Here is a 25,962-nt window from a genome sequence, read left to right as displayed (position 1 = left end):
ACGGAGGTCTCGCGAGCGCGTCGGTCAGCGACACGCCGAACTTGGCGTCACTCGTTAGGCTCTGTGGGTTAATCGAAAGGTCCGCGTGTCCGATGTGACGATGCGCGGGAGATCCTGAACCGACCTTCCGGGCAGCACTCATCGTCGCTCGGAAGGTGGTTCGGATGCCCAGGGACAACGGGTCCCCCCAGCAGCGCCGGTTCGTGCGGCTGATCGTCGCGGCCGGTCTGGTCGGCGCACTGTTCATGTCGCTGGCCATGACCAACACCTTCTCGGCGTTCGTCGCGACGATCACCAACACCAACGACACGGCGGCCACCGGCTCCTTGATCCTCCAGGAGACCGGCGCCACGGGCACCACGGCGTGCAACAGCACCGACGGCGGCGGCGTCAGCACCAACACCGCCACGTGCGCCACGTTCAACAAGTACGGCGGCAACACCGCGATGCTGCCCTCGAACGCGGCCGGGACGACCAACAACGTCACGACGCTGGTGAACTTCAAGAACACCGGCACGGCTGCGGCGACGGCGTTCACCATGGGCTTCGGCCCCTGCACGCAGTCGGCGGCGGCCGGCGCGGGCACCGCGACCGACTTCTGCAGCAAGCTGCACGTCAAGGTCACCTCGGGCGCGACCGTGGTCCAGGCCGACACGGTCGCCTCGACCCTGGCCGGCACCACGGTCAACCTGCCCGCGGCACTCATCCCGGCGGCCAACTCCGGCTCGACGATCCCGCTGACGTTCACGACGTACGTCGACGTCTCGGCCGGCAACACCTACCAGGGCCTGACCGCGTCGCAGCCGATCACCTGGACCCTGACGGGCTGACGAGCGGACCCGGAAACGCCAGTGGGTACGTCCCTCCCCGACACCGACGTCGACCCCGACGCGGTGACGGCTCCCCTCCCGCTGCCGCTCCCCCCGGACACCGGTCGACGGACGTCGATCGTGCCCGGCGTGCTCGCTGCGACCGTGGTCGTGGTGCTGTTCGCCGGCGCCCTGGTCTGGCACCTCTCCGGGGGGCGCTGGCAGATCATCACCACGCCCTCGATGGGCACCGCCGCGCCCGTGGGCTCGGTGGTGCTCACGCGGCCCGACACCGTGATCGGGGTCGGCGAGATCGTCACCTTCCGGCCGCCCGCGGAGCTCGGCCGGTCGGTGACCCACCGCGTCGTCGCCCTCGAGACCGGCCCGGGCGGCATCGGCATGAAGACCCGCGGCGACATCAACGGCGCCGTCGACCCGTGGACGCTGCACGCGCCGGACCTCACCGGCCGCGTCGTCCTCGTCCTGCCCGGGCTCGGCTGGCTGATGTGGGCCCTGCCGGCCCTCATCGTCGGGATCGTGCTGCTCTTCTGGGCCACGCGGCGCTGGCTGCCGTGGCTGTGGGCGGTGCCGACGCGGGTGCTCGGCCTGTCGCTCCTCCTCGCCGCGGTCAGCGTGTGGCTGCGCCCGTTCGTCGGCACGGTGACGCTCGGGTCGTCGGCCGACGCCGGCGAGGCGACCATCAACCTGGTCTCGACGGGCATGCTCCCGACCCGCGTCAGCGCCGACACCGGCGGCGTGCTCGACCTGGTCAGCGGCGAGAAGGGCGTGCTCGTCACCCCGCGGCCCGAGCAGGCGGGCGGCAACGTCCTGACCAGCGGCGTGCACATGCCCTGGTGGCTGTGGATCGTGATGACCGCGTTCTGGCTGCTGCCGATGGTGTACGGGCTGATCGCCGCCCACCGGCACCCGCTCGTGGACGACGCGGGCCCGACCGCGCCCGGCCCGCCGCCCGCGCCGCCCGCGCCGTCCGCCCCCGACCCCGGGCCCCGCCGCGGACCGGGCGCAACGTCGACGTTCCTCGGCATGGCGCTGGCCCTCGCGCTGACGATCGCGCCGAACCCCACGCTCGCGGCGTTCACCGGGACGCTGACCAACACGACGAACACCGCGGGCGCCGCCCCGTACTTCACCTGCCTGGGCGCCACCGCCGGCTTCGGCAGCAACTACATCGCCTGGCCCCTCGACGACGCGAACGTCGCCAACCTGGCGACCGCCCGCTCGCTCACCGGGGGGACCACCGGCACCTACAACGGCCTGCTCGGCTTCACGGCCGCCGCCACCAGGCCGTGCCCGCGCGACACCCCGGCACGCGCGGTGACGATCAACGGGTCGGCGGTCCTCACGCCCTACGTCGCCACCACGAGCACCACCGCGATCGCGAGCACCAACGTCTTCTCGATCGTCGGGTGGTTCCGCACGAACACCGTCCTGGGCGGCCGGATGATCGGCTGGGGCAGCTCGCGGACCGGCCTGACCTCCGGCGGCTACGACCGCCACCTCTACATGACCAACTCCGGGCAGCTGACGTTCGGCGTCTACCCCAACGCCACGAAGACGATCACCAGCCCGAACGCCTACAACGACGACGCCTGGCACCTCGCCGTCGCGACGCTCTCCCCGGCGGGGATGGTGCTCTACGTCGACGGCGCCCAGGTCGCCGCCGACCCGACGACCACCACGGCCGAGGGCGGGACGACGCGCACCGGCTGGTGGCGCGTGGGCTGGGACAACCTCAACGGCTGGCCCAACGCGCCGACCACCTACGCGTGGGCGGGCAGCATGTACGACGCCGCCGTGATGACCACGGCGCTCACCCCCGCCCAGGTGACGCAGCTCTACCGCTCCGGGACGTAGGGCGCGACACTGCAGGTCATGGCCGTGACCACCCACGACTGGACCGTCGTCGACGAGGGCTGGGGCCGCCGGGCCGTCGACTTCGCGACCCTCTCCGAACCGTCGAACTGCCGCGAGTACGTCGCGATCCACCACCGGCTGGGCGTCGACGACGGCGACCGGGTCCTCGACGTCGCCTGTGGCTCCGGCCTCGCGCTCGAGCTCGCCGCGCTGCGCGGCGCGACGTGCGCCGGCATCGACGCCTCCGCGCGGCTCGTCGCCGTCGCTCGCGACCGCAACCCGGACGCCGACGTGCGGGTCGGCGACATGCACGCCCTGCCGTGGACCGACGGCAGCTTCGACGTCGTCACCAGCTTCCGCGGCGTCTGGGGCACCACGCCCCACGCCCTCGCCGAGGTCCACCGCGTGCTCGCGCCCGGCGGCCGCGTCGGCATCACCGTGTGGGGCCACATCAAGGTGTCACCCGGCGCGTGGGCGCTCGCCCCGTTCCGCCTGGCCGAGGAGCCGGCCGTCGCCAACCAGGCGGCGATGGTGCGGCTCGGGCGGCCGGGCGCGGGCGAGGAACTGCTCGCGTCGCACGGCTTCACCGACGTCCGGCGCGTGTCGCCGCGGTTCGCCTGGGAGTTCGCCGACCCGCAGGCCTACGCCCGCGCGCTCGCCTTCACCGGTCCGGCGTACGAGGCCATCCGCGCCGTCGGCGAGGAGGCGTTCCACGACGCCGCGGTCCGCACGGCCGAGCGGGTCGTCCGCGACGGGCTCCCGCTGCGCGCCGAGATCGACCTCGTCGGCTACCTGGCCCGCACGCCCGCCTGAGTCAGGCGAACTCCTTCTCGCTCACCGACTCGTGCCACGGGATGACGAGGCGCTTGGCCAGGTTGACCGCGAAGAAGAGCACGGACCCGACGGCGGCGAGCAGGACGATGACGGCGAACAGCGCCGGGGCGTCGAGGGCGTTCAGGCTCGACACCACGAGGAAGCCGAGGCCCTCGTTGCCACCGAGGTACTCGCCCACGATCGCGCCGATCACCGAGAAGACGATCGCGACCTCCATGCCCGCGAAGACGTAGGGCAGCGTGCTCGGCAGCTCCAGGTTGCGGAACGTCGACCACCGCGTCGCCCCGAGACCGCGCATGACGTCGCGGTGCCCGCGGTCGACCGAGCGCACGCCGAGCAGGACGTTGAGCAGGATCGGGAAGAACGCCAGGATCGCCGCCATGATCACCTTCGAGGTGAGGCCGAACCCGAACCAGATGACGAAGATCGGGATGAGCGCGACCTTGGGCACCACCTGGAACGCGACCAGCGCCGGGCGCATCGCCACCTCGAGCCAGGCGATCCGGCCCAGCACGACCCCGCCGAGCACCCCGAGCACCAGCGCGATGGCGAAGCCGGAGAGCACCTCGGTGACGGTCACCTGCACGTGACCCCACGTCGCCGGGTCGACCAGCAGCTCCCCGAGCGACGCCGCCACCGCCGACGGCGGCGGGAGCACGAACTCCGAGATGCCGAACACCGAGACCACCAGCGACCACACGATCACCAGCAGCACGAGCATGACCGGCGCCGACACCCACGGCAGCCACTTCGCGACCCCACGCTGTTCCACCGGTCAGGCCTCCTCGTCCAGCGCTGTGCGCAGCGCCCGCACCGTCTCGCGGAACGCCGGCTCGACGTCGATCTCCAGCTCGCGGGGGCGGGCGAGGTCCACGTCGACGACCGAGTGGATGCGCCCGGGGCGCGGCGAGAGCAGCACGACCCGGTCGGCGAGGAAGACCGCCTCGGGGATCGAGTGCGTCACGAACACGACGGTGGCGCCGGTGGTCGACGCGATGCTCTGCAGCTCGAGGTTCATGCGGTCGCGGGTGAGGGCGTCGAGCGCGCCGAACGGCTCGTCCATGAGCAGCACGCTCGGGTCGCAGCTCAGCGCCCGGGCGATCGCGGCGCGCTGGCGCATGCCCCCGGACAGCTCGCGCGGCAGCGACTTCTCGAAGCCGCCGAGCCCGACGAGGTCGCACAGCTCGTGGGCCCGGGCCCGCCGGGTCGCCCGGTCGACCCCGCGCAGCTTCAGCGGGAGCGCGACGTTGTCCTCGATCGTGAACCAGGGGAAGAGGTTCGGCTCCTGGAAGACGAGCCCGAAGCGGCTCACGGTCTCCTCGTCGCGCCGCCCGCCGCGCCACACCGGGCGCCCGCCCGCGCGCACCTCGCCGCCGGTCGGCGGGAGCAGGCCCGCGAGGATCCGCAGCAGCGTCGTCTTCCCGCAGCCGGAGCGCCCGACCAGCGCGACGAACTCGCCGGCGGCCACGCGCAGGTCGATGCCGCGCAGCGCCTCGGTGGTGCCGCGCCGCGAGCTGTAGACCTTGTCGACGCCCGCGAGCTCGAGCTCGGGCGTCAGCGTGTCCGCGGGCGTGGCCGGCTCGTCGTACCCCTGCGGCAGCTCCGCTTCGCTGCGTGCCGCCCTGAGGAGGTGTTCGGTCATGCGGCTCAGCTCCCGAGCAGCTCGTTGGTGAACCAGGGGTCGGGCTGCAGTCCGCCGGGCATGACCCCGGCGGAGCTCAGCTCGGCGTAGGTCGCCTGCCAGCGCGCCGGGTCGGTGCGCATGAGGTTCTGCGGCCCGGCGGCGTTCCAGTTCGCGCTGTAGGCCGCGAGGCTCGTCTTCGCCAGCGCGGTGTCCTGCAGGATCGGGAAGTCGAACCGGCTGCGGATCGTCGCGAGCGTCTGGTCGCCGCTCGGGTCGGCGAGCACCGCGTTCACCGCCGAGCGGATGCCGCGCAGGTAGCGCGTCATGAGGTCGCGGCTGCGGGGGTCCTCGAGCTGGGGGCGCGAGGTGGCGTAGAGCTGGGCGCCGCTGGCGATGACGTCGGCGGGGTTGAAGATCACGGCCTCGGGGCGCTGGATCCGCAGCTGCTCGGAGGTGTCGAGCGAGGCGACGTAGGCGGCGATGCGGCCCTGCACGACGAGGTCGAACACGCCGGGTGCGAGGCCGACGACCTGGCGCTGTACCGACGCGGGGTCGACGCCGCCACGGGCGAGCACGAGGTCGAGCGTGGTCTCGCTCGTGCCGCCCTGCGACGGCAGCCCGATGGTCTTGCCCGCGAAGTCGGCCGGGGTGCGGATGGGCGCGCTCGCCGCCGACACCATCCGCACCGTGACCTGCTGCAGCATCGTGCTGACGTTGACCAGCGGCGCGTTGCGCTCGCCGACGGCGATCATGGTCTCGATGTCGCCGATGCGCGACACCAGCGCGCTGCCGGCGATGAGCGTCTGGATCGCCTGCGCGGAGCCGCGGGTGGTCTGGAACTGGACGTCGAGGCCCTCCCGCGCGAAGTGCCCGCCCGCGGAGGCGACGAGCTCCGGGGTGAAGGAGAGCGTCTCGAGCGGGAGGACGTTGAGGAAGGTCACGCGGTCGCCGCCCCCGCCCGCCCCCGACGAGCAGGCGGGCACGACGACCGCGGCGGCGCCGACGGTGGCGGCGAGCCCGGCGCGCTGCAGGAATCGACGGCGGGAGAACCCCGGCGCCGCACTGATCGGGAACGACGTCGTCACCCGAGCCTCCTCATTCCATTCACGGACTCCGGGCTGCGCGGAAAATCACACTACGAACGATTCCGCGTCGACGGCCAATCAGTAGTTCGAATTGACGTCATCATCCGGATGTATGGCTTGTCGCCGTGATCGCGCCGTGATCAGGGAGGGAGATCTCGGGCGCGAGCCGGGCGGCCTGCCGGACGACGCCGCGCAGCCACCGGTGTGCCGGGTCGTCGTCGAGGCGCTGGTGCCACCACAGGCACTCCACGATCTCGGGCGGGTCGCCGGGGCACGGCACGATCCGCAGGTCGCTGCGGTCGGCGAACGTGACGGCAAGGCGCCGCTGCATCACCGCGACCCGGTCGGTGCCGGCCACGAAGTAGGGCGTCGCCCGGTAGCTGTCGACGCGCACCGCGACGTGCGGGCGCCGCGAGAGCCGCGCCAGCAGCGGGGTCAGCGGGTAGCTGGCCGGATAGCCGCCGTCGGGGTGGTGCGGCACGACCCAGGGCAGCGCCTCGAGCTCGCGCAGCCCGAGGCCGTCGGCAGCGGGGTTGTCGCGGTCGAGCACGCAGACCCACCGGTCCCGGAAGAGCTCGAGGTCGCGGATCCCCGCCGTGCGCAGCGCCTGCGTGGGGGCGGAGAGGATCCCGTCGATCACCCGCAGCGTGTCGAGCGGGTCGGCGGGCAGCGCCTCGTTGACGAGCTTGACGTGCAGCCGGGTGCCCGGCGCGGCCCGGTACATCGTGCGCGAGAGCGTCTCCCCCAGCGCCGTGACGACGTAGTCGGGCATGAGCAGCGTGAACTCGCGGCGGGAGTCGTCGGCGCGGAAGTCCCCGGTGGTGACGAACAGGGCCTCGAGGGACTCGCAGACCGGCTCGACCTGGCCGGCGAGCTGCTCGGCCAGCGGGGAGAGCACGAACTGGGCGCCGTTGCGCACCAGGAGCTCGTCGGCGAAGTGCCGGCGCAGGCGCAGCAGGGCCGCGCTGGCGGCGGGCTGCGTGACCCCGATCCGCTCGGCCGCGCGGGTCACGTTGCGTTCGCGGAGCAGCTCCCGGAGGAACACGACGAGGTTGAGGTCGAGGTTCGCCAGCGACGCCCGGGAGCGGCTCATGGGTGATTCTGCTGGGGCGGCGACCGGCGGCGTCAACGGTCGTTCTCAGTGGGCGAGAGGCTTCCCCAGGAATCGACGCAGCTCGGTCAATGTCTCCTCGGGCCGTTCCTCGGCCGGGTGGTGGCCGCAGTCGAGCGCCCGGCCGGTCGCCGCCGGGGCCCAGCGCCGCCAGGTCCCGAGCACGTCGTCCGCCCGTCCCAGCGGTCCCTCGCTGCCCCAGAGCACCAGGGTCGGGCACCGGATCCACCGCCGGTCGCGGTCGGCGTCGTCGTCGGCGGCGTCGACGGTCGCGCCGGCGCGGTAGTCCGCGCACATGGCGGCGACGACCTCGGGGCGGCGCCAGGCCTCGCGGTGCGGGACCGGGTCGGGCACGTAGCGCGCGAAGAACGCGTCGGGGTCGGCGAGGATCATCCGCTCCGGGACGCCGCCGGGCTGGGCGAGGAAGAACCAGTGCCAGGCGGCGAGCGCGAACGCCGCGTCGACGCCCGCGAACACGTCGCCGGTGGGCAGGACGTCGAGCACGGCGAGCGCGGTGACGGCGTCGGGGTGGTCCAGGGCGAGGCGGTAGGCGCAGCGCGCGCCGCGGTCGTGCCCGACGACGGCGAACCGCTCGAACCCCAGCCCGGCCATCACCGCGAGCTGGTCGGACGCCATCGCGCGCTTGTCGAACCGCGCACCGGGCGGGGCGGTGCTCGCCCCGTAGCCGCGCAGGTCGGCCGCGACGACGGTGTGCTCGCGGGCGAGCCCGGGCGCGACCGCGTGCCACATCGCCGAGGTCTGCGGCCAGCCGTGGAGCAGCAGGACCGGCGGCCCCGACCCCGCGACCTGGACCCGGATCCGCACGCCCGGCGCGGTCCCGACGTCGTCGGGGGCGAAGCCGGGCAGGGTCACAGCCCGTACCACGCGACGGCGTTGTCGCGGGTCACCGCCGTCCGCTCGTCGTCGGTGAGCGCGTCGAGCAGCCACTGCCCGCCGGGGCCGTGGTCGTGGGGGTGGTCGCTGGCCCAGAGCAGCGGGCCGGTGCCGCCGAGGAGCTCGAGCACCTCGCGGACGCGCGCCGGGTCCTGCGGGAGCGCGGCGGGCGCCGTCGTGAACCGCACGTGCTCGCGCACGATCGCCGAGGGCCGCCCCGCGACCCACGGGACCTCGCGCCAGACGCCCTTCCAGTCCTTGTCGAAGCGCCACAGCAGGGCCGGCAGCCACGAGAAGCCGCACTCCAGGAACGTCACCCGCAGCCCCGGTACCGCGGCGAACGCGCCCTCGGTGACGAGGCTCGTGAGCTGGGCCTGCGCGGCGACCTGGGAGTTGGTCAGGTAGTCCTCGAGGTAGGTGTGGGTCAGCCCGGACGGGGTGCCCGCGTGCCCGACGCGGCCCCAGGCGTGCAGGCCGACGACCAGCCCGTGCTCCGCCGCGGCCTCGAGCACGGGACGGTGGCGCACGTTGCCCCACGGCGCGTCGGTGCGGACCGGGAGCAGGACCTGGACGACGCCGGGGTGCGCGCCGACCCGCTCGATCTCCGCGACGGCGGCGCGCGTGTCGAGGGTCGGCACGACGATGCTCGCGCGCAGGCGGGGCTCGGCGGCCAGCCAGTGCTCGAGCAGCCAGTCGTTGACCGCGCGGGTCAGGGCCGCCTCGTAGTACGGGTTGCGGTTGACCGGGAACGCGCTCGTGCAGCTCAGCACCGCCGTCGCCAGGCCGGCGGGGTCGAGCAGCGCGTCGCGCAGTGCGTCGACGGTGCCCGCGGCGGGGAGCAGGCCCGCGGCGCGCGCCTCCGGGGTCGCGCTCGTCGGCGCGGCCGGCGGGTACGCGCCGGCCTGGGTGGGCGAGAGCGAGATCCCGCCGTCGACGACGTAGCCGCGCCAGTAGTCGTCGAAGTAGCCGGTGAGCACGTCGAGGTGCGCCGGGGCGACGTGGACGTCGCAGTCGACGGCGCCCGCCAGCACCGGTGCGCTCACGGCTGTTCCCGCGCGGGCAGGCCGTAGAGGCGGCAGGCGTTGGCGCCCATCACGGTGTCGCGGATCGCCGCCGGGAAGGCCCGCGGCGCGTGGCGCGGCGAGTCGAAGTCCCAGTGCGGGTAGTCCGAGGCGAACAGGATGCGGTCGTCCATGTCGAGGTGGCGCAGCGCGAGCTCGAGGTGCCCCGGGTCGTCGGGCTCCTCGATGGGCTGCGTGGTGAACCAGACGCGCTCGCGCACGATCTCCGACGGCGGGCGGGTCAGGTGCGGCACGTCCTCGCGCAGCGTCGACCACGCCTGGTCCAGCGCCCACAGCAGCGGCCCGGCCCACGCGATCCCGCCCTCGACGAGCACGAGCTGCAGCGACGGGAACTCCTCGAAGACGCCCTCGAGCAGGAAGCTCGTCAGCAGCGCCGCCATGGTGTTGCCGTTCCAGACGTGCTCCTCGAGGTAGAACGACGGCCAGCCCGCCGAGCGGTGCTGCGCGAGCCCGCCGGTGTGCGCGGCGACGGGCAGCCCGGCCTCCTGCGCCGCCGCGTAGATCGGCCAGTAGTTCCGGCGCCCGAGGGAGAGCTCGGTACCGGTCGAGAGCAGGACCTGCACGAACCCGGGGTCGCCGGCGTGGCGCCGGATCTCGGCGGCGGCCAGGTCGGGGGCCTCGTGCGGGATGGCGATCGAGCTGCGCAGCCGCGGCTCGGGGTCGAGCCACTCCTCGCGTAGCCAGGTGTTGAGGGCGCCGCACAGCGCGTTCGCGTACTCCGGCGCCTCCATGCCCCAGCTGTGGCCCTGCAGCGGGATGAGGATGCCGTGGTCGACGTCGAACTCGTCGAGGAGCTGGTCGCGGACCATGCCGAGGTCGCTGCCGGGGAACCCGCCGGGCGGCCAGGCGTCGGCGCGGAACCCGGCGTTGCGCACCCGCGGGTAGATCTCCGGCGGCGCGAGCACGCGGCTGCCGAACATCTCCCAGCGCCGCCGGTGCGCCGGGGCGAGCCGCGCCGCGATCTGCGGGGCCAGGGCGTGGGGGTGGATGTCGGCGTCGACGAGCGTGCGGCCCGTCCGGCGCGGCGTCGTCGTGGCCGCGCTCTCGGTGATCGTCATGTGGAGTCCTCTCCGCGCGTCGCGGTGTCCACCACGACCCACGCGTCCTCGACGTGCACCGGGTACGTCTCGACCACGTACGGCCCCGGTTCCCGGGCGCCCACCGACACCCCGTACGTGCGCACCGGCGGCTCCCCCGGGCCGAGGAACGACTGGCCGGTGGCGAGGTCGTACTCCCAGCCGTGCCAGGGGCACGCCACGAGCGCCGCGTCGCCGTCGACGCGGTAGTCGCCGGGCGCCGTCGAGCGCACCCACGGCGCCGTGCGCCCGAGGCACAACGGTCCGCCCTGGTGGGGGCAGTGGTTGTTCAGGGCGTAGAAGCGGTCACCGACCCGGAACACGCCGATCGACTTCCGGCCCGCCGCGACGATCCGGCGCTCTCCCGGGGGGAACTCGTCGAGTCGTGACACCGCGATCCGCACAGGGCCGATCGTAAGAATGTCGTCGGCGGGCAGAGAAACAGCGATCGGGAATGGTCGACATCAATTCGGCTGATGCTCCGGCTCTGCCGCTGTCCGCGCGGAGCCCTCGCGCAGGCCGAACACGGCGAGCAGCGTCAGCAGCGAGAGCGCCGCGACGTAGAGCGCGATCGGTGTCGACGAGCCGGTGGCGCCGAACAGCGCGGTGGCGACGATCGGCGTCACCGCGCCGCCGACCATGCCGCCGACCTGGTAGGCGATGGAGATCCCGCTGTAGCGCACGCGCACCGGGAAGATCTCGCTGAACAGCCCGCCCTGGGCACCGGCCATGATGCCCTGGACGACGGCGGCCACCGCGAAGGCGAGCCCGGCCAGGGCCGCTGAACCCGTGTTGACCAGCGCGAACATCGGCAGGGGCCAGATCACGGCGGTGAGGGCGCCGACGACGTACACCGGCCGCGAGCCGACGCGGTCGGCGAGCACGGCGGCCCCGATGATCGTCGCGACCCACACGACGGTCGACAGCATGATCAGCGTGAGCAGGGTGGTGCGCTCGTAGTCGAGCACCGTCGTGCCGTAGCTCAGCATGTAGACGATCACCGTGTAGCCGATCGCCGGCGGCGCGATCGAGGCGAGGCTCGCGAGCACGAGCGTCCTCGGGTGCCGCCGGACCAGCTCGGCCACCGGCACCGTGCTCGTCTCCCGGGCGGCCTTCACCTTCTCGAACTCCGGCGCCTCCTGCAGGCGGCTGCGCACGACGAAGCCGACCACCACGAGCACCACCGACAGCAGGAACGGGATCCGCCAGCCCCACGAGCGGAACGCCTCGTCGGGCAGGCCGGCGACGGCGAGGAAGGCGAGGTTGGACGTCAGGACACCGATCGGGACGCCGAACTGGGCGAAGCTGCCGTAGACCGCGCGGCGCCGGCTCGTCGCGTGCTCGGTGGCGATGAGCACGGCGCCGCCCCACTCGCCGCCGACGCCGAAGCCCTGCAGGAGGCGCAGCAGCACGAGCAGCAGCGGGGCGCCGATCCCGATCGCCGCGTACGTCGGCAGCAGGCCGATCAGCGCCGTCGCCCCGCCCGTGAGCAGCAGCGTCAGCACCAGCATGGCCTTGCGGCCGAGGCGGTCGCCGAAGTGGCCGATGACCGCGGCGCCCAGCGGGCGGGCGATGAAGCCGACCGCGAAGGTGCCGAACGCGGCGAGCGTCCCGGCGACCGAGGAGAACTGGGGGAAGAAGAGGCTCCCGAACACCAGCGCCGCGGCGGTGCCGAAGATGTAGTAGTCGTACCACTCGATCGACGTGCCGACGAAGCTCGCCGTGAAGATGCTCCTGCGCGAGGGACCGGCCATGGGGTGCGAGGGAAGCGCACCCGACCGGCGAGGACAACCTCGGACGCTCAGGTCTTCCGGAACTCGGAAAGGACGGCGTCGGTGTGCTCCCCGACGTCGGGGATCGGGCCCATGCGCAGCGGGCGGCCGGGCAGGCCGATGGGCGGGACGAGCGCGGGCACCTCGCCGCCCGGGGAGCCGACGGTGCGCCAGCGGTCGCGGGCGAGGTGCTGCGGGTGGGTGAGCACGCCCTCGTCGCCGACGAGGTCGCGCTGGCGGGCGTGGGCGATGCCGGCGGCCACGAGGCGGGCGACCACCGCCTCGCCGTCGAGCGACCCGAACACCCTGCCGATCGCCGCGTGCAGTTCGTCGCGGTGCTCGAGGCGCGCCGACCCGGTGGCGAAGCGGGCGTCGGTCGCGATCGCCTCGTCGCCCAGGACCTCGGCGCAGAACCGCACCCACTCGCGCTCGTTCTGGATCGCCAGGACGACCTCGGCGCCGTCGCCCGCGGTGAACGTGCCGTACGGGGCGATCGCGGGGTGCGAGGTGCCCGCGCGCTGCGGGGCGCGCCCGGCGCCGGCCGCGTAGGTCAGCGGGAAGCCCATCCACTCGCTCAGCGCGTCGAAGAGGCTGACCTCGAGCGCGGTGCCCTCCCCCGTGCGCTCGCGCTCGTGGAGCGCCGCGAGGATCCCGGAGAACGCGTACATCCCGGCGCCGATGTCGGCCGCGGGGATGCCGGCCTTCGCCGGGTGCTCGGGGGTGCCGGTCATCGTCACCAGCCCGGTCTCGGCCTGGATCAGCAGGTCGTAGGCCTTGGCGTCGCGGTACGGGCCCGCCGAGCCGTAGCCCGAGATGCTGCAGTGCACGAGCCGCGGGTGCTCGCGGCGCAGCTCGTCGGCGCCGAGCCCGAGACGCTCGGCGGCGCCGGGTGCGAAGTTCTGCACGAAGACGTCGGCCTTGTCGACGATGCGCTGGAGGTCGGCGAGCGCGTCCGGGTCCTTGAGGTCGAGCGTCACGCTCTCCTTGCCGCGGTTGAGCCAGACGAAGTGGCTCGAGAGCCCGCCGACGACGGTGTCGTAGTCGCGCGCGAAGTCGCCGCGTCCCGGCCGTTCGATCTTGATCACGCGAGCGCCGAGGTCGGCGAGGTGGCGCGTCGCGAGCGGGGCGGCGACGGCCTGCTCGCAGGCCACGACGAGGACGCCGTCGAGGGGCAGGGGCATGCCGTGATCGTGCCCCTCCGTGCGCATCCCCGCGCGACACCGCTCGTTGTGACGCACGACGTCCCGATCATCCGAACCGCTTCCCCCGTTCGGCCGAACGATGCGGCGTCGGGGTCGGGGCGGAGACCACAGCGAGCATCGGAGACGGCGGGATGGCACCACGAACGGGGCGGCCGGTCGGGCGGCGGGCCGGCACGGCCGCGCTGGCCCTCGTCACGACCGCGCTCGGCATCGGCGGGACGGGGATCGCCGCGGAGCACGGGCTCGTGTCGCTGGCCTCGACGTCGTCGACTCTCGCCGCCCCCGACGAGGACGGCCTGCTGCGCGTCGCCCACCTCTCGCCGTCGACCGGTGCCGTCGACATGTACGCCGAGGGGCCGGGGCTGCCCCTGACCAGGGTCGCCGCGAACGTCTCGTACCGCGGGCTGACCGACTACCTGCCGGCCGCGCCCGGCGTCTACACGCTGCAGGCCCGCCCCGCCGGCGCCGCCGCGTCGACCCCGCCCGCGCTCACCGCCTCGGTCGCCGTCACCCCCGGGAACGCGCAGACCGCGGCGTTCGTCGACGTCGGCCCGAACGCCACCCCGCAGGCGGAGCTGCTCAGCGACCGCACCGTCGCGCCGCCGCCCGGGTCCGCGCTCGTGCGCGTGATCTCCGCGGCCGCCGGGGTCGGCGCCGTCGACGTCACCGCGCAGGGCGGCGGGCCGCTCGCCGACGACGTCTACGGCGCGGCCTCGGACTACGCCACCGTGGACGCCCGCACCTGGACCATGGACGTCACCACCAGCTCCGGGCAGTCGACGCAGGTCACGCTGCCCGTCGCCAGCTCGTCGGTGAGCTCCGTGATCGTCACCCGCGACCCGCAGGGCGCGCTCGCGGTCACCGCGGTCCCGGACGGCGCCGCCGCCCCGGCGCCCGCCACCCCCACGACCACCGCGAGCCCGACCCCGCCGTCGCGCTCCCCGTCGAGCGCCGTCCCGCCGGCCGGCCCGCCGGCCTCGACGGGACCGGCGCCGACCGCGACGCCGTCCCCCTCGACCACCTCGTCGCCCACCCCCGCGCCGCGCCGGACCCCCAACGGCGGCGTGCCCGCGGGCTACGGCGGGCTCGCCGGGGCGTCCGCGCCCTCGCTCGCCCCGGCCGCGGCCCCGATGCCGGTGGTCGACCTCCCGGCGTCGTCGCGGTCGGCGCTGCGTCCCACCGGGCTCTCGGTGCCCGCGGCCGGGATCGCGGCCGGTCACCTCACCGACCTCGGCGTCGAGCCCCGGGGCGGCGCGCTCCAGGTGCCGGCGGGCCCGCAGGACGTCGGCTGGTTCAGCGAGGGATCGGTGCCGGGCGAGGCCGGGCCCGCCGTCGTCGTCGGGCACGTCGACTCGTGGCAGGGCCCCGGCGTGTTCTCGCGGCTGCGCGCGCTGCGGGCCGGCGACGCGATCGACGTCCCGCGCAGCGACGGCACCGTCGCGCACTTCGTCGTCGACTCGGTCGAGCAGTTCGGCAAGGACACCTTCCCGACCGACCGCGTCTACGGCCCCACCGCCGGCCCCGCGCTGCGCCTCGTGACCTGCGGCGGGCCGTTCGACCGCACCACCCGCTCGTACGTCGACAACGTCGTCGTCTTCGCGTCGCCGCGCTGACAGACTCCCCGCGTGCGCAGCAACCTCTTCGCCCCGGAGAACCAGGAGCAGGAGTCGGCTCAGCCGGGCCTGCGCCTCCAGAACTCGAAGATGCTCAAGGTCGAGCTCGCCGGGGAGTGCCTCGCCCGGCAGGGGTCGATGGTCGCCTTCCAGGGCGACGTGCGGTTCGAGGCCCTCGGCTCCGGCGGGATCGGCGGCTTCCTCAAGAAGCAGCTGACCGGCGAGGGCGTCCCGCTGATGAAGATCGCCGGCCGGGGCGACGTCTTCCTCGCCGACGCCGCCCAGGACGTCCACCTCATCGACCTCGAGGGCCCGCACGACGCCCTGTCGATCAACGGCAAGAACGTGCTGGCCTTCGAGCCGACGCTGTCCTACGACATCCAGATGGTGTCCGGCGCCGCATCGATGTCGGGCGCGGGCCTGTTCAACTGCGTCTTCTCCGGCCGCGGGCGCCTCGCCATCACCTGCAAGGGCTCGCCGGTCGTGCTCAACGTCGACCAGCCCACCTACGCCGACCCGGAGGCCGCCGTCGCGTGGTCGGCGGGCCTGCAGACCGGGGTGCACCGCGCCGACCAGGTCGGGCTCGGCACGCTGCTCGGCCGCACGACGGGCGAGGCGTTCACGATGACCTTCGCCGGCCAGGGCTTCGTCATCGTGCAGCCGTCCGAGGAGGTGCCGATCAGCCGCATCGGCGGCCACGGCGGCGGCGAGCAGTCCGGCGCGAGCAACGTGCTCGGGCAGTTCTTCCGCTGACTCAGCCGCCGAGCAGGTGGCGCACGCGCTCCGGACCGGCGGCGAGCAGCAGCGTGGGCAGGCGCGGGCCGGTGTCGGCGCCCACGAGCAGCTGGTAGACGACGACGAAGAAGCGGCGCTGGGCGGCCTTGAGCTCGTCGGTGGGCTTGACGTCGAGCGGCAGGCCGGCCTGCTTCTTGGGCACGCCGTAGACCAGGGTCGTCAGGCCGTCGAGCGACCAGTCGTCGGTGAGGTGGTCGCGCAGCATGGCGACGGCCTCGCGGTCCTGGTCGTCGAGCGAGGCGAGCAGCGCGGTGTCGGGCTCGTCGCGCAGGCGCGTGTGCGCGTCGTCGGGCATGTAGTTCTCGACCCACTGCGCGGCGCGGTCCAGGCGCGGGCGGGCGCCCTCGAGGGTGGCGCCGACCCCGGCGAGGATGCGCTCGAGCTGGGCCGGGTCGCCCGCGGTGATGTCGACGACCGACGCCAGCGTCCGGTACGCCACCGGCTCCGGGGTGCGGGGCAGCTCGCGCTCGGCGGTGGTCACCGCGCGGACGTGGCCGGTGGTCTCGATCCCGCCCGCCGTGCCCGCGGCCACCTTGCGCCCGAGGGCGTCCCACTCGTCGTAGAGCCGGTGGATCTCCTGGTCGAACGCGACCTTGATCGCCTGGTTGGGCCGGCGGCGCGCGAACTGCCAGCGCAGCACCGGCACCTCGAGGATCTCCAGGGCGTCACCCGGCGTCGGCACGGAGCCGCGCGAGCTCGACATCTTCGCCTGGCCGGTGATCCCGACGAACGCGTACATGGGGCCGATCGGCTGCCGCCCGCCGAAGACCTCGTCGACGATCAGCCCGCCGACCTGGTACGACGACCCTGGCGAGGAGTGGTCGACGCCGGAGGGCTCGAAGTGCACGCCCTCGTAGGCCCAGCGCATCGGCCAGTCGACCTTCCACACGAGCTTGCCGCGGGTGAAGTCGCGCAGCAGCACCGTCTCGCCGAACCCGCACGCGCACGTGTAGGTCATCTCGGTGGAGTCGTCGTCGTACGCGGTGATCGTCGTGTCGTCGCGCCCGCAGCCGCCGCAGTAGGGCTTGAACGGGAAGTACTCGGCGCTGGTGACGACGTCGGCATCATCATCGGGGTCGTCGTCCGCTGCCGCGTCCTTCTTCTTCGTGCGGAAGCGGCCGAGGATGCCGTCGATCTTCTGCCGCTCGCGCATCGCCAGGAGCACCTGGTCGCGGTAGGCGCCCGAGGTGTACATCTCGGTCTGGCTGACGCCGCGGAACGGCACCCCGAGGTCCTCGAGCGCCGCGATCATCGGGGCCTTGAAGTGCTCGGCCCAGGAGTCGAACGGGCTGCCGAACGGGGCCGGCACCGCCGAGAGCGGCTTGCCGATGTGCTCGGACCACGCCGGGTCGACGCCGGCGGGCACGCGGCGGTAGCGGTCGTAGTCGTCCCACGAGATGAGGTGCTCGCAGTCGTGGCCACGGCGGCGGATCTCATCGGCGACGAGGTGCGGCGTCATGACCTCGCGCAGGTTGCCGAGGTGGATCGGGCCCGACGGGCTCAGGCCCGAGGCGCAGACGATCTTGTTGCCGGGGCCGGCCGCCTCGATGACCTCGTCGGCCATCGTCGACACCCAGTCCGGCTCCGGTGTCCCGGCCGTGTCCATCACGTGCGCGCGCCCTCCTGATCGATCCTGTCCAGGATACGGCGCGCTATCGCGCCTGGACGGGGTTGGTCAGGGTGCCGATGCCCTCGACGGTGACGCTGACCTGCTGGCCCGCCGTCATCGGCCCGACGCCCGCCGGGGTGCCGGTGAGGATCACGTCGCCGGGCAGCAGCGTCATCACCCGCGAGATGTAGGCGATGAGCTCGTCGATCGGATGCAGCAGCAGGTGCGTGCGGGAGTCCTGGCGGACCTCGCCGTCGAGCTCGGTGCGGATCGCGAGGTCGTCGGGGTTGACCGTCGTCTCGATCCACGGCCCCAGCGGGCAGAACGAGTCGTAGCCCTTCGCGCGGGTCCACTGCCCGTCGGACTGCTGGAGGTCGCGGGCGGTGACGTCGTTCGCGACCGTGTAGCCGAGGACGACGTCGCGGGCGCGGGCCTCGGGGACATCGCGGCACGGCATGCCGATGACGATCGCGAGCTCGCCCTCGAAGTCGACGCGCTGCGAGTCCGGCGGCAGCAGGATCGGCAGGCCGGGGCCGATGACGCTGGTCGACGGCTTCATGAAGATCAGCGGGGCCGGCGGGGCCTCGCCGCCCATCTCGTCGACGTGCGCGGCGTAGTTCTTGCCGATGCAGACCACCTTGGTGGGCAGGATCGGCGCGAGGGTCCGGACGTCGGCGAGCGGCCAGGTCCGTCCCGTGAAGGTCGGGTCGCCGAAGGGGTGCTCGGCGATCTCGGCGCAGACGTCGCCGGCCCCGGGCTCACCGCCCGCCGTGGTCGGCGACTGCAGCGCGGCGAACGAGACTCCGTCGGCGTGGGCGATCCGGGCGAGGCGCACGGCCGCCGACCCTATCCGGCGGGGTGCTCAGAGCGCGCCGGCGGCCATCGGCTCGTCCTCGTCCACCCACGACCACCGCTCGTGGTCCGGGGCGACGGCGTTCAGCTCCGCGAGGCCCGTGGCCGGCACGGCGAGGTACACGCCCTGGTCGACCCACAGCCACGCGAGACGGGTGCCGGCGGCGTACGCGGCGCGGGCGACCGCGACGTGCAGGACGGTGCTGAGGTACTTGACGTGACCGGCGTAGTCGAGGTCCGCCACGTCGTCACCCAATCGCAGGCGCAGGTGGTGGCGCCCGTCGTCGGTGATCTCGACGTGCTCGAGGCGCACGGCGAGCGCGTCCCCGACCAGCCGGGCGAGGTCGTCGACCTGCTCGCGCAGGGTGTCGACGAACTGCTCGACGTGCCCGTCGTGGAAGGCGAGGTTCGCGAGGTGGGGCTCGGCGTCGAACCCGGGGTGCCAGAAGCCGGCCTCCCCGATCGCGCCGAGCACCGACCCGGCGGTCGGCGGCTCGCCCGCGTCGGCGACGGCCTCGGCGATCGCGTCGACGTCGGGGACGGCGGAGAGCACCCCGGCCTCGCCGAGCACCCGCAGCACCCGCTCCGTCTCCGCCCGCCCTTTCTCGGTCAGCGCGGGCGGAGGCGTCGGCGTGAACTCGGGCGCCAGCGGAGGAGCGGGCGTGGCTCGGGGTGTCTCAGCCTGGCGGCCACGCTGACGTTGAACGTCAGGAAAGCCGCCACGATCACTCGGGGCGCTGCGAGCGCGGCGCACACTGCGCCACGCCATGCCGCCCAGCACGGCCAGGGCGAGCACGGCGACGACGAACGGGAAGGCGCGGTCGACGGCGGTGCGGCCGGCCCCCTCGGCCGTCACGCCGAGGACGACGAAGTACACCGCGACCGCGACGCCGCACACCAGCTCCACGGCCGCGACGACGAGATGACCTCGGCGTGTCGTCATCGAGGATGTGGCGATCCTGGCGTCAGACGCCAGCAAAGCCGCATCGCTCGCACCGGGACGGTGCGCATCCGCTAGGCCGGGGTGCGGGTGTTCGCGTGGGAGGACACGAGGGCCGCGAGGCGGTCCCCGACGGCGTGGGTGCCGCCGGGGTTGGCGTGGTCGCGGGTCGCGAGGTCGAAGGCCACGGCCGCCTCGACGCGCCGGGCGAGCTCGGGCTCACCCAGGTGGTCGAGCAGCAGGGCCACCGACAGGATCGCGGCGGTCGGGTCGGCGATGCCCTTGCCGGCGATGTCCGGCGCGGAGCCGTGGACCGGCTCGAACATGCTCGGGTTGGCGCGCGAGACGTCGAGGTTGCCCGACGCCGCGAGCCCGATGCCGCCGGTCACGGCCGCCGCGAGGTCGGTGAGGATGTCGCCGAACAGGTTGTCGGTGACGATCACGTCGTAGCGCGACGGGTCGGTGATCAGGTGGATCGTCGTCGAGTCGACGTGCTGGTAGTCGACCGAGACGTCCGGGTGCTCGAGCGAGACCTCCTCGACCACGCGCGACCACAGCGACCCGGCGTGGGTCAGCACGTTGGTCTTGTGCACCAGCGTCAGCTTGCGGCGGGGCCGCGCGGCGGCGCGGGTGAAGGCGTCGCGCACGACCCGCTCGACGCCGAACGCCGTGTTGACGCTGACCTCGGTGGCGATCTCCTGGGGCGTGTCCTTGCGCAGCAGGCCACCGGTGCCGGCGTACGGCCCCTCGGTGCCCTCGCGGACGACGACCAGGTCGATCTCGGCGTTGCCGGCCAGCGGGCCGCGCACGCCCGGGTAGAGCCGGGCGGGCCGCAGGTTGACGTGGTGGTCGAGCTCGAAGCGCAGGCGCAGCAGCAGCCCGCGCTCGAGGATCCCGCTGGGCACCGACGGGTCGCCGACCGCGCCGAGCAGGATCGCGTCGTGCTCCCGCAGCTCCGAGAGCACCGATTCGGGCAGCAGCTCCCCTGTCGAGTGCCAGCGGGCGGCACCGAGGTCGTACTGCGTGGTCTCCACCGACGGGGCGACCTCGTCCAGCACCTTGAGCGCTTCACCGACGACCTCGGGACCGATGCCGTCGCCGGGCACCACCGCGAGTCGCATCCGCACCAACCTCCACGAGCGGGTCGCCCCGCGACGGAGTGACCGGGGCCGACCCGGGGAGACTACTAGGCGTGTCGGTCGATCACGGAACCGGATCGCCGGATCGTAGGAACGCGGTGTCCGACCGAGTTGCAGCGCCCGGCGGGGTTTGACGTCGCCGCGTCTCCCCCGCCAGGCCCAACAAGAACAGCTGCTCAGCGGATCAGCCGAAGCTGATCAGCCGCGTCGTCTGCGCGTCGAGGGCCTCGCCGATCTTCTCGAGGACCTCGGCCGCGACCGGCTGGTCGACGCGCAGCAGCATGATCGACGAGCCGCGGTCGCGCTGCTGCGAGAGCTGGGCGGCCTCGATGTTGACGCCCGACTCGCCCAGCATCGTGCCGACGGTGCCCATGGCGCCCGGGCGGTCGGTGTACTCGAAGAGCAGCACGTCGCCCTCGGCGCGCAGGTCGAAGCTGCGGCCGTTGATCTCCACGAGCTTCTCCACCTCGTCGGCGCCGGTCAGCGTGCCGGAGACGGTGACGGCCTCGCCGCCGTCGCGCACCGACCGCAGGGTGACCATGCTGCGGTGGTTCGGGCTCTCGGTCGCGGTCTCGACGGTGGCGGTGACCCCGCGCTCCTCGGCCAGGGCCGGGGCGTTGACGAAGGTGACCGGCTCGTCGACGACCTCGCCGAACACCCCGCGCAGCGCGGCCAGCGAGAGCACCGAGACGTCCTCGTGGGCGAGCTCGCCGCGCACCTGCACCTGCAGCTCCTCGGGCGCCCCGGCCAGGTCGGAGAGCAGGATGCCCAGCTTCTGGGTGATGCCCAGCCAGGGGCGGACCTCCTCGCCGACCGCGCCGCCGGACACGTTCACGGCGTCCGGGACGAAGTCGCCGCGCAGGCCGGCGAGCACGGAGTGGGCGACGTCGGTGCCGGCGCGGTCCTGCGCCTCGGCGGTGGACGCACCGAGGTGCGGCGTGACCGTGACCTGCGGGAGCTCGAACAGCGGGCTCGAGGTGGTGGGCTCGGTGACGTAGACGTCGATGCCGGCGCCCGCGACGTGGCCGGAGCGCACGGCCTCGGCCAGCGCGTCCTCGTCGACGAGGCCACCGCGCGCGGCGTTGACGATGATGACGCCCGGCTTGGTCTTGGCCAGCGCCTCCTTGCCGATGAGGCCCTGGGTCTCCGGGGTCTTGGGCAGGTGGATGGTCATCATGTCGGCGCGGGCGAGCAGCTCGTCGAGCTCGACCAGCTCGATGCCGAGCTGGGTGGCGCGGCTCTGCGGCAGGTACGGGTCGTAGGCGATGACGTGCGTGCCGAACGAGGCGATGCGCGCCGCGAAGAGCTGGCCGATCTTGCCGAGACCGATGACGCCGACGGTCTTGCCCTGGATCTCGACACCGGAGAGCTTGCTGCGCTCCCACCTGCCGTCGCGCAGGCTCGCGTCGGCCTGCGGGATGTGGCGCGCGGTGGCCAGCAGCAGCGCGAGCGCGTGCTCGGCGGCGGAGACGATGTTCGACGTCGGCGCGTTGACCACCATGACGCCCTGCGCGGTGGCCGCGGGGACCTCGACGTTGTCGAGCCCGACGCCCGCGCGGCCCACGATCTTCAGCTTCTTGGCCGCGGCGAAGACCTCGGCGTCGACCTGCGTCGCCGAGCGCACGAGCAGCGCGTCGGCGGTCGCAACGGCCTCGAGCAGCGACGCACGGTCGGTGCCGTCGACGGTGCGGATCTCGACCTCGTCGCCGAACACCTCCAGCGTCGACGGCGCGAGCTTCTCGGCCATCAGGACGACGGGCTTGCTGGCGGCGGTGGTCACGTGTGATCGCTCCCGGGGGTCGACGGTCGGTCCACGCCGACGAGCCCTGCACTACCGAGATGTCACACGCCGACGTGCTCGCGGGGATCGTCCCGCACTCACGCGGAGCCTACCGACCGGTCGTGAACCGATTCACAGAGCCGGCGCGTCACGAACGAACGGCGCTCTCGCTGCTCCGGAAGCAGCGAAAGCGCCGTTCGTTCGTCCTGCAGGCGGGCTCAGGTGGTCGGGCGCGCCATCCAGGGCATGAGGCCGCGGAGCTTGGCGCCGACCTGCTCGATCTGGTGCGCCTTGCCCTCGTCCTCGAGCTTCTGGAAGTTCGGGCGGCCGTTGTCGTCCTCGGCCACCCACTCGCGGGCGAAGGTGCCGTCCTGGATCTCGCCCAGGATCTTGCGCATCTCCTCCTTGACCGCGTTGTTGACGATGCGCGGGCCGCGGGTGAGGTCGCCGTACTCGGCGGTGTCGCTGATCGAGTAGCGCTGGCCCCAGATGCCGTTCTCGTACATGAGGTCCACGATCAGCTTGAGCTCGTGGAGGCACTCGAAGTAGGCGATCTCGGGCTGGTAGCCGGCCTCGACGAGGGTCTCGAACCCGGCCTGGACCAGCGCGGACGTGCCGCCGCAGAGCACGGCCTGCTCGCCGAAGAGGTCGGTCTCGGTCTCCTCGGTGAACGTCGTCTTGATGACGCCCGCGCGGGCGCCGCCGATCGCCGCGGCGTAGGACAGCGCGAGCGCCTGGGCGCCGCCGGTCGCGTCCTGCTCGACGGCGATGAGGCAGGGCACGCCCTTGCCGTCGACGAACTGGCGGCGGACGAGGTGGCCCGGGCCCTTCGGCGCGACCATGGCCACGTCGACGTCCTTCGGCGGCTGGATCAGGTCGTAGCGGATGTTGAAGCCGTGCCCGAAGAAGATCGCGTTGCCCGACTCGAGGTTGGGGGCGATGTCCTGCGCGTAGATCGTGCGCTGCTTCGTGTCCGGCGCCAGGATCATGATCACGTCGGCCTCGGCGGAGGCCTCGGCGGGCGTGACGACGCGCAGCCCCTCCTCCTGGGCGCCGGCACGGCTCTTCGACGACTCCGGCAGGCCGACCCGCACGTCGACGCCCGAGTCGCGCAGCGACAGCGCGTGGGCGTGGCCCTGGCTGCCGTAGCCGATGACGGCGACCTTGCGCCCCTGGATGATCGAGAGGTCGGCGTCGCTGTCGTAGAAGACCTCGGCGTTGCCGGTGGTCGGGGCACTCATGATGCGGGACTACTTCCTTCCGGGAACAACGAACAGGGTCGAACTTAACGGTGGTGCGCAGCGATGGAGCGCGGGCCACGGGCCAGCGCGACCATCCCCGACTGCACGATCTCGCGGAGGCCGTAGGGCTCGAGCATGCGGCGCAGGGCGTTGAGCTTGTCCTCGGTGCCGGTGGCCTCGACGGTGACCGCCTCGGGCGAGACGTCGACGACCTTGGCGCGGAACATCTGCGTCACCTCGAGCACCTGCGAACGCACGCTCGCGTCGGCCCGGATCTTCATCATGACGAGCTCGCGCTGGACCGACGTCGACGGCTCCAGCTCCACGATCTTGATGACGTGGACGAGCTTGTTGAGCTGCTTCGTGACCTGCTCGAGGGGGAAGTCGTCGACCGTCACGCAGATGGTCATGCGCGAGATCCCCTCCTCCTCGGTGGGGCCCACGGCGAGCGACTGGATGTTGTAGCCGCGCCGGGAGAACAGCCCCGAGATGCGCGCGAGCACACCGGGCTTGTCCTCGACGAGGACGGACAGGGTGTGGGTGGTGGTCATGCGGGCACCTCGTCCGCTCCGCCCGCTTCCGGGTCGTCGAACAGCGGGCGGATGTCGCGCGCCGCCATGATCTGGTCGTTGCCGGTGCCGGCGGCGACCATCGGCCACACCTGCGCGTCGGCGCCGACGGTGAAGTCGATGACCACGGGGCGGTCGTCGATCGCCATCGCCTGCTCGATCACGCGGTCGACGTCGTCCTTCGACTCGCAGCGCAGGCCCTCGCAGCCGAGCGCCTGGGCGAGCAGCACGAAGTCGGGCACGCGGTGCTTGTGCGTGCCGAGCTCGGTGTTCGAGTAGCGCTCCTCGTAGAACAGGGTCTGCCACTGGCGGACCATGCCGAGGTTGCCGTTGTTGATGACCGCGACCTTGATCGGGATGCCCTCGATCGCGCAGGTGGCGAGCTCCTGGTTGGTCATCTGGAAGCAGCCGTCGCCGTCGATGCACCACACGGTCGTGTCGGGCATGCCGACCTTGGCGCCCATCGCGGCGGGCACGCCGTAGCCCATCGTCCCGGCGCCGCCGGAGTTGAGCCACGTGCGGGGCTTCTCGTAGCGGATGAACTGCGCCGCCCACATCTGGTGCTGGCCCACGCCCGCCGAGTAGATCGCGTCCGGGCCGGCGATGGCCCCGATGCGCTCGATGACGTACTCCGGCGAGAGCGTCCCGTCGGCCGGGTCGTCGTAGCCCAGCGGGAACGTCTGGCGCCACCGCTCGAGCTGGTCCCACCAGGGCAGGAGCCGCTCGGTGCGGGCGTCGCGACCGCCGTCGTCGGCGCTGCGCAGCGCCGCGGTGAGCTCGGTGATGACCTCGCGGGCGTCGCCGACGATCGGCACGTCCGCGACGCGGTTCTTGCCGATCTCGGCCGGGTCGACGTCGGCGTGGACGACCTTCGCCTCGGGGGCGAACGTCGACAGGTCGCCGGTGACGCGGTCGTCGAACCGCGTGCCGAGGGCGATCAGCAGGTCGGCCTTCTGCATCGCGGCGACGGCGGCGACCGTCCCGTGCATGCCCGGCATCCCGAGGTTCTGGTGGTGACCGTCGGGGAAGACGCCGCGGGCCATGAGGGTGGTGACCACGGGCGCGCCGGTCTCGTCGGCGAGGTCGAGGAGCTCGGTGGAGGCCTCGGCCTTGATCACACCGCCGCCGACGTAGAGGACGGGACGACGCGCCTCGCCGATCAGGCGGGCGGCCTCCCGGATCTGCTTGCTGTGCGGCCGGGTGGTCGGCCGGTAGCCGGGCAGCCGGGTCTCGACCGGCCAGCTGAACGTGGTGTGGGCCTGCAGGACGTCCTTGGGCAGGTCGACCAGCACCGGACCCGGACGCCCGCTCGCCGCGATGTGGAACGCCTCGGCGATCGCGCGCGGGATCTCGGCCGGGTCGGTCACCAGCATGTTGTGCTTGGTGATCGGCATCGTGATGCCGCAGATGTCGGCTTCCTGGAACGCGTCGGTCCCGATGAGCTTGCGGCCCACCTGACCCGTGATCGCGACGACCGGCACCGAGTCGAGCATCGCGTCCGCGAGCGGGGTGACGAGGTTCGTCGCCCCGGGACCCGACGTCGCGATGCAGACCCCGACACGGCCCGTGGCCTGGGCGTACCCGGTGGCGGCGTGGCCCGCGCCCTGCTCGTGGCGCACGAGGATGTGGCGCACGAGCCGCGAGTCGAACAGCGGGTCGTACGCCGGCAGGATCGCGCCGCCGGGGATGCCGAAGACGACGTCGCACCCGACGGCCTCGAGCGAGCGGACCAGCGACTGGGCGCCGGTGGCCGGCGACGGGTCGACGTGCGTGGGACGGATCGCGTCCGGCTGCACGGGAGCCTGCAGGTTGGTGTCCTGCTGCTCGGTGGGCGCGCCGGTCCGCGGTGCGGGGCGCCGGGTCTCGGCGCCGTGCGCGGACGGACCCGGGGTGCCGGGGGGCGCCGGTCTGGCTGTGGTCATCGGGTGGTCCACCTCGGTGGGTCAGCGGAACAGGGTCCGAACATGAAAAAGCCCCCACCGCCTCGTGGCGGGGAGGGCAGGCGCGTCAGCAGGTTTCTCGCGACAGGCTCGTGAGCCCGTCAGGCGCTGACGCGCCCC

Annotated in this window: 23 protein-coding genes; 5 read left to right on the top strand and 18 right to left on the bottom strand. The window is 73.3% G+C overall.

Translation table 11 applies throughout. From position 1 onward, the window contains the following. Positions 1 to 164: 164 nt before the first annotated feature. The 3 genes from EV188_RS03290 to EV188_RS03280 all read left to right on the top strand — a co-directional run bounded on the left by EV188_RS03290 (position 165) and on the right by EV188_RS03280 (position 3,497). Positions 165 to 830 carry a hypothetical protein gene (locus EV188_RS03290; RefSeq protein ID WP_133824764.1) on the top strand — a complete coding sequence of 222 codons (666 nt, stop codon included), beginning with the start codon at positions 165 to 167 and terminating at the stop codon, positions 828 to 830. Between the two features lie 129 nt (positions 831 to 959). Beyond that, on the top strand, positions 960 to 2,684 hold the full coding sequence (locus EV188_RS03285) for a LamG-like jellyroll fold domain-containing protein (protein WP_133824763.1): 1,725 nt from the start codon (positions 960 to 962) through the stop codon (positions 2,682 to 2,684). 18 nt (positions 2,685 to 2,702) lie between these two features. Next, entirely contained in the window at positions 2,703 to 3,497 is a 795-nt protein-coding gene (locus EV188_RS03280) for a class I SAM-dependent methyltransferase (protein ID WP_133824762.1), read from the top strand. Position 3,498: 1 nt separating this feature from the next. Here the strand turns inward: EV188_RS03280 and EV188_RS03275 are convergent, their stop codons facing one another. The 10 genes from EV188_RS03275 to EV188_RS03230 form a co-directional block, all read right to left on the bottom strand. Beyond that, positions 3,499 to 4,290: an ABC transporter permease gene (locus tag EV188_RS03275; RefSeq protein ID WP_243741445.1), complete on the bottom strand. Its 792-nt coding sequence runs from the start codon at positions 4,288 to 4,290 to the stop codon at positions 3,499 to 3,501. A 3-nt stretch (positions 4,291 to 4,293) separates the two neighbouring features. Continuing rightward, on the bottom strand, positions 4,294 to 5,160 hold the full coding sequence (locus tag EV188_RS03270; RefSeq protein ID WP_133824761.1) for an ABC transporter ATP-binding protein: 867 nt from the start codon (positions 5,158 to 5,160) through the stop codon (positions 4,294 to 4,296). A 5-nt stretch (positions 5,161 to 5,165) separates the two neighbouring features. Then, on the bottom strand, positions 5,166 to 6,227 hold the full coding sequence (locus tag EV188_RS03265; RefSeq protein ID WP_133824760.1) for an ABC transporter substrate-binding protein: 1,062 nt from the start codon (positions 6,225 to 6,227) through the stop codon (positions 5,166 to 5,168). Positions 6,228 to 6,327: 100 nt separating this feature from the next. After that, positions 6,328 to 7,320 (bottom strand): LysR family transcriptional regulator, encoded by a 993-nt coding sequence (locus tag EV188_RS03260; protein ID WP_133824759.1) that lies wholly within the window; start codon positions 7,318 to 7,320, stop codon positions 6,328 to 6,330. A 45-nt stretch (positions 7,321 to 7,365) separates the two neighbouring features. Beyond that, the gene (locus tag EV188_RS03255) at positions 7,366 to 8,211 is read right to left on the bottom strand and encodes an alpha/beta fold hydrolase (RefSeq protein WP_243741444.1); all 846 of its coding nucleotides are present in this window, start codon (positions 8,209 to 8,211) and stop codon (positions 7,366 to 7,368) included. Then, the gene (locus tag EV188_RS03250) at positions 8,208 to 9,275 is read right to left on the bottom strand and encodes an amidohydrolase family protein (RefSeq protein ID WP_133824758.1); all 1,068 of its coding nucleotides are present in this window, start codon (positions 9,273 to 9,275) and stop codon (positions 8,208 to 8,210) included. Before EV188_RS03250 ends, EV188_RS03255 begins: the two co-directional genes overlap by 4 nt. Continuing rightward, positions 9,272 to 10,372 (bottom strand): amidohydrolase family protein, encoded by a 1,101-nt coding sequence (locus EV188_RS03245; protein WP_133824757.1) that lies wholly within the window; start codon positions 10,370 to 10,372, stop codon positions 9,272 to 9,274. Before EV188_RS03245 ends, EV188_RS03250 begins: the two co-directional genes overlap by 4 nt. Then, positions 10,369 to 10,794, bottom strand: a complete 426-nt coding sequence (locus tag EV188_RS03240; protein WP_133824756.1) for a Rieske (2Fe-2S) protein — start codon at positions 10,792 to 10,794, stop codon at positions 10,369 to 10,371. Before EV188_RS03240 ends, EV188_RS03245 begins: the two co-directional genes overlap by 4 nt. A gap of 60 nt (positions 10,795 to 10,854) precedes the next feature. Further along, positions 10,855 to 12,144 carry an MFS transporter gene (locus EV188_RS03235; protein ID WP_133824755.1) on the bottom strand — a complete coding sequence of 430 codons (1,290 nt, stop codon included), beginning with the start codon at positions 12,142 to 12,144 and terminating at the stop codon, positions 10,855 to 10,857. A 47-nt stretch (positions 12,145 to 12,191) separates the two neighbouring features. Beyond that, the gene (locus tag EV188_RS03230) at positions 12,192 to 13,343 is read right to left on the bottom strand and encodes a CaiB/BaiF CoA transferase family protein (RefSeq protein WP_133824754.1); all 1,152 of its coding nucleotides are present in this window, start codon (positions 13,341 to 13,343) and stop codon (positions 12,192 to 12,194) included. Between the two features lie 152 nt (positions 13,344 to 13,495). Between EV188_RS03230 and EV188_RS32885 the strand changes: the two genes are divergently transcribed. Further along, complete coding sequence (locus tag EV188_RS32885) at positions 13,496 to 14,977, top strand: class F sortase (protein ID WP_133824753.1); 1,482 nt, start codon at positions 13,496 to 13,498, stop codon at positions 14,975 to 14,977. A gap of 12 nt (positions 14,978 to 14,989) precedes the next feature. Next, positions 14,990 to 15,730, top strand: a complete 741-nt coding sequence (locus EV188_RS03220) for an AIM24 family protein (protein WP_133824752.1) — start codon at positions 14,990 to 14,992, stop codon at positions 15,728 to 15,730. A gap of 1 nt (position 15,731) precedes the next feature. Here the strand turns inward: EV188_RS03220 and lysS are convergent, their stop codons facing one another. From lysS to EV188_RS03180, 8 genes are all read right to left on the bottom strand, one after another. After that, positions 15,732 to 17,378, bottom strand: a complete 1,647-nt coding sequence (lysS, locus tag EV188_RS03215) for a lysine--tRNA ligase (protein ID WP_133825379.1) — start codon at positions 17,376 to 17,378, stop codon at positions 15,732 to 15,734. A gap of 46 nt (positions 17,379 to 17,424) precedes the next feature. Next, positions 17,425 to 18,216, bottom strand: coding sequence for a fumarylacetoacetate hydrolase family protein (locus EV188_RS03210; RefSeq protein ID WP_133824751.1), 792 nt, complete (start codon positions 18,214 to 18,216; stop codon positions 17,425 to 17,427). Between the two features lie 27 nt (positions 18,217 to 18,243). Continuing rightward, the gene (locus tag EV188_RS31350) at positions 18,244 to 19,176 is read right to left on the bottom strand and encodes a hypothetical protein (RefSeq protein ID WP_166659695.1); all 933 of its coding nucleotides are present in this window, start codon (positions 19,174 to 19,176) and stop codon (positions 18,244 to 18,246) included. 71 nt (positions 19,177 to 19,247) lie between these two features. Next, entirely contained in the window at positions 19,248 to 20,294 is a 1,047-nt protein-coding gene (locus EV188_RS03200) for a 3-isopropylmalate dehydrogenase (protein ID WP_133824749.1), read from the bottom strand. Positions 20,295 to 20,496: 202 nt separating this feature from the next. After that, complete coding sequence (serA, locus tag EV188_RS03195; protein WP_243741516.1) at positions 20,497 to 22,059, bottom strand: phosphoglycerate dehydrogenase; 1,563 nt, start codon at positions 22,057 to 22,059, stop codon at positions 20,497 to 20,499. Positions 22,060 to 22,310: 251 nt separating this feature from the next. Next, positions 22,311 to 23,333, bottom strand: coding sequence for a ketol-acid reductoisomerase (gene ilvC / locus EV188_RS03190; protein WP_133824747.1), 1,023 nt, complete (start codon positions 23,331 to 23,333; stop codon positions 22,311 to 22,313). Positions 23,334 to 23,377: 44 nt separating this feature from the next. Beyond that, positions 23,378 to 23,884 carry an acetolactate synthase small subunit gene (gene ilvN / locus EV188_RS03185; protein WP_133824746.1) on the bottom strand — a complete coding sequence of 169 codons (507 nt, stop codon included), beginning with the start codon at positions 23,882 to 23,884 and terminating at the stop codon, positions 23,378 to 23,380. Beyond that, a complete protein-coding gene (locus EV188_RS03180; protein ID WP_133824745.1) occupies positions 23,881 to 25,824 on the bottom strand; it encodes an acetolactate synthase large subunit in 1,944 nt (647 codons plus the stop codon). The genes ilvN and EV188_RS03180 overlap by 4 nt, the downstream gene beginning before the upstream one ends. Positions 25,825 to 25,962 lie beyond the last annotated feature (138 nt).

Origin of the sequence: Actinomycetospora succinea (genome assembly GCF_004363095.1) — a bacterium.
GTDB lineage: Bacteria > Actinomycetota > Actinomycetes > Mycobacteriales > Pseudonocardiaceae > Actinomycetospora > Actinomycetospora succinea.
The sequence above is the reverse complement of the archived record's forward strand: the minus strand, read 5'-3'. Positions and strand labels throughout refer to the sequence as shown.

Bases quoted from the DNA above. Each gene is read 5' to 3' on its own strand.
- EV188_RS31350 (WP_166659695.1), bottom strand. From the start codon at position 19,176: ATGACGACACGCCGAGGTCATCTCGTCGTCGCGGCCGTGGAGCTGGTG.
- EV188_RS03200 (WP_133824749.1), bottom strand. From the start codon at position 20,294: ATGCGACTCGCGGTGGTGCCCGGCGACGGCATCGGTCCCGAGGTCGTC.
- EV188_RS03280 (WP_133824762.1), top strand. From the start codon at position 2,703: ATGGCCGTGACCACCCACGACTGGACCGTCGTCGACGAGGGCTGGGGC.
- EV188_RS03270 (WP_133824761.1), bottom strand. From the start codon at position 5,160: ATGACCGAACACCTCCTCAGGGCGGCACGCAGCGAAGCGGAGCTGCCG.
- EV188_RS03260 (WP_133824759.1), bottom strand. From the start codon at position 7,320: ATGAGCCGCTCCCGGGCGTCGCTGGCGAACCTCGACCTCAACCTCGTC.
- serA (WP_243741516.1), bottom strand. From the start codon at position 22,059: ATGGCCGAGAAGCTCGCGCCGTCGACGCTGGAGGTGTTCGGCGACGAG.
- EV188_RS03235 (WP_133824755.1), bottom strand. From the start codon at position 12,144: ATGGCCGGTCCCTCGCGCAGGAGCATCTTCACGGCGAGCTTCGTCGGC.
- ilvN (WP_133824746.1), bottom strand. From the start codon at position 23,884: ATGACCACCACCCACACCCTGTCCGTCCTCGTCGAGGACAAGCCCGGT.
- lysS (WP_133825379.1), bottom strand. From the start codon at position 17,378: ATGGACACGGCCGGGACACCGGAGCCGGACTGGGTGTCGACGATGGCC.
- EV188_RS03230 (WP_133824754.1), bottom strand. From the start codon at position 13,343: ATGCCCCTGCCCCTCGACGGCGTCCTCGTCGTGGCCTGCGAGCAGGCC.
- EV188_RS32885 (WP_133824753.1), top strand. From the start codon at position 13,496: ATGGCACCACGAACGGGGCGGCCGGTCGGGCGGCGGGCCGGCACGGCC.
- EV188_RS03180 (WP_133824745.1), bottom strand. From the start codon at position 25,824: ATGACCACAGCCAGACCGGCGCCCCCCGGCACCCCGGGTCCGTCCGCG.
- EV188_RS03290 (WP_133824764.1), top strand. From the start codon at position 165: ATGCCCAGGGACAACGGGTCCCCCCAGCAGCGCCGGTTCGTGCGGCTG.
- ilvC (WP_133824747.1), bottom strand. From the start codon at position 23,333: ATGAGTGCCCCGACCACCGGCAACGCCGAGGTCTTCTACGACAGCGAC.
- EV188_RS03245 (WP_133824757.1), bottom strand. From the start codon at position 10,372: ATGACGATCACCGAGAGCGCGGCCACGACGACGCCGCGCCGGACGGGC.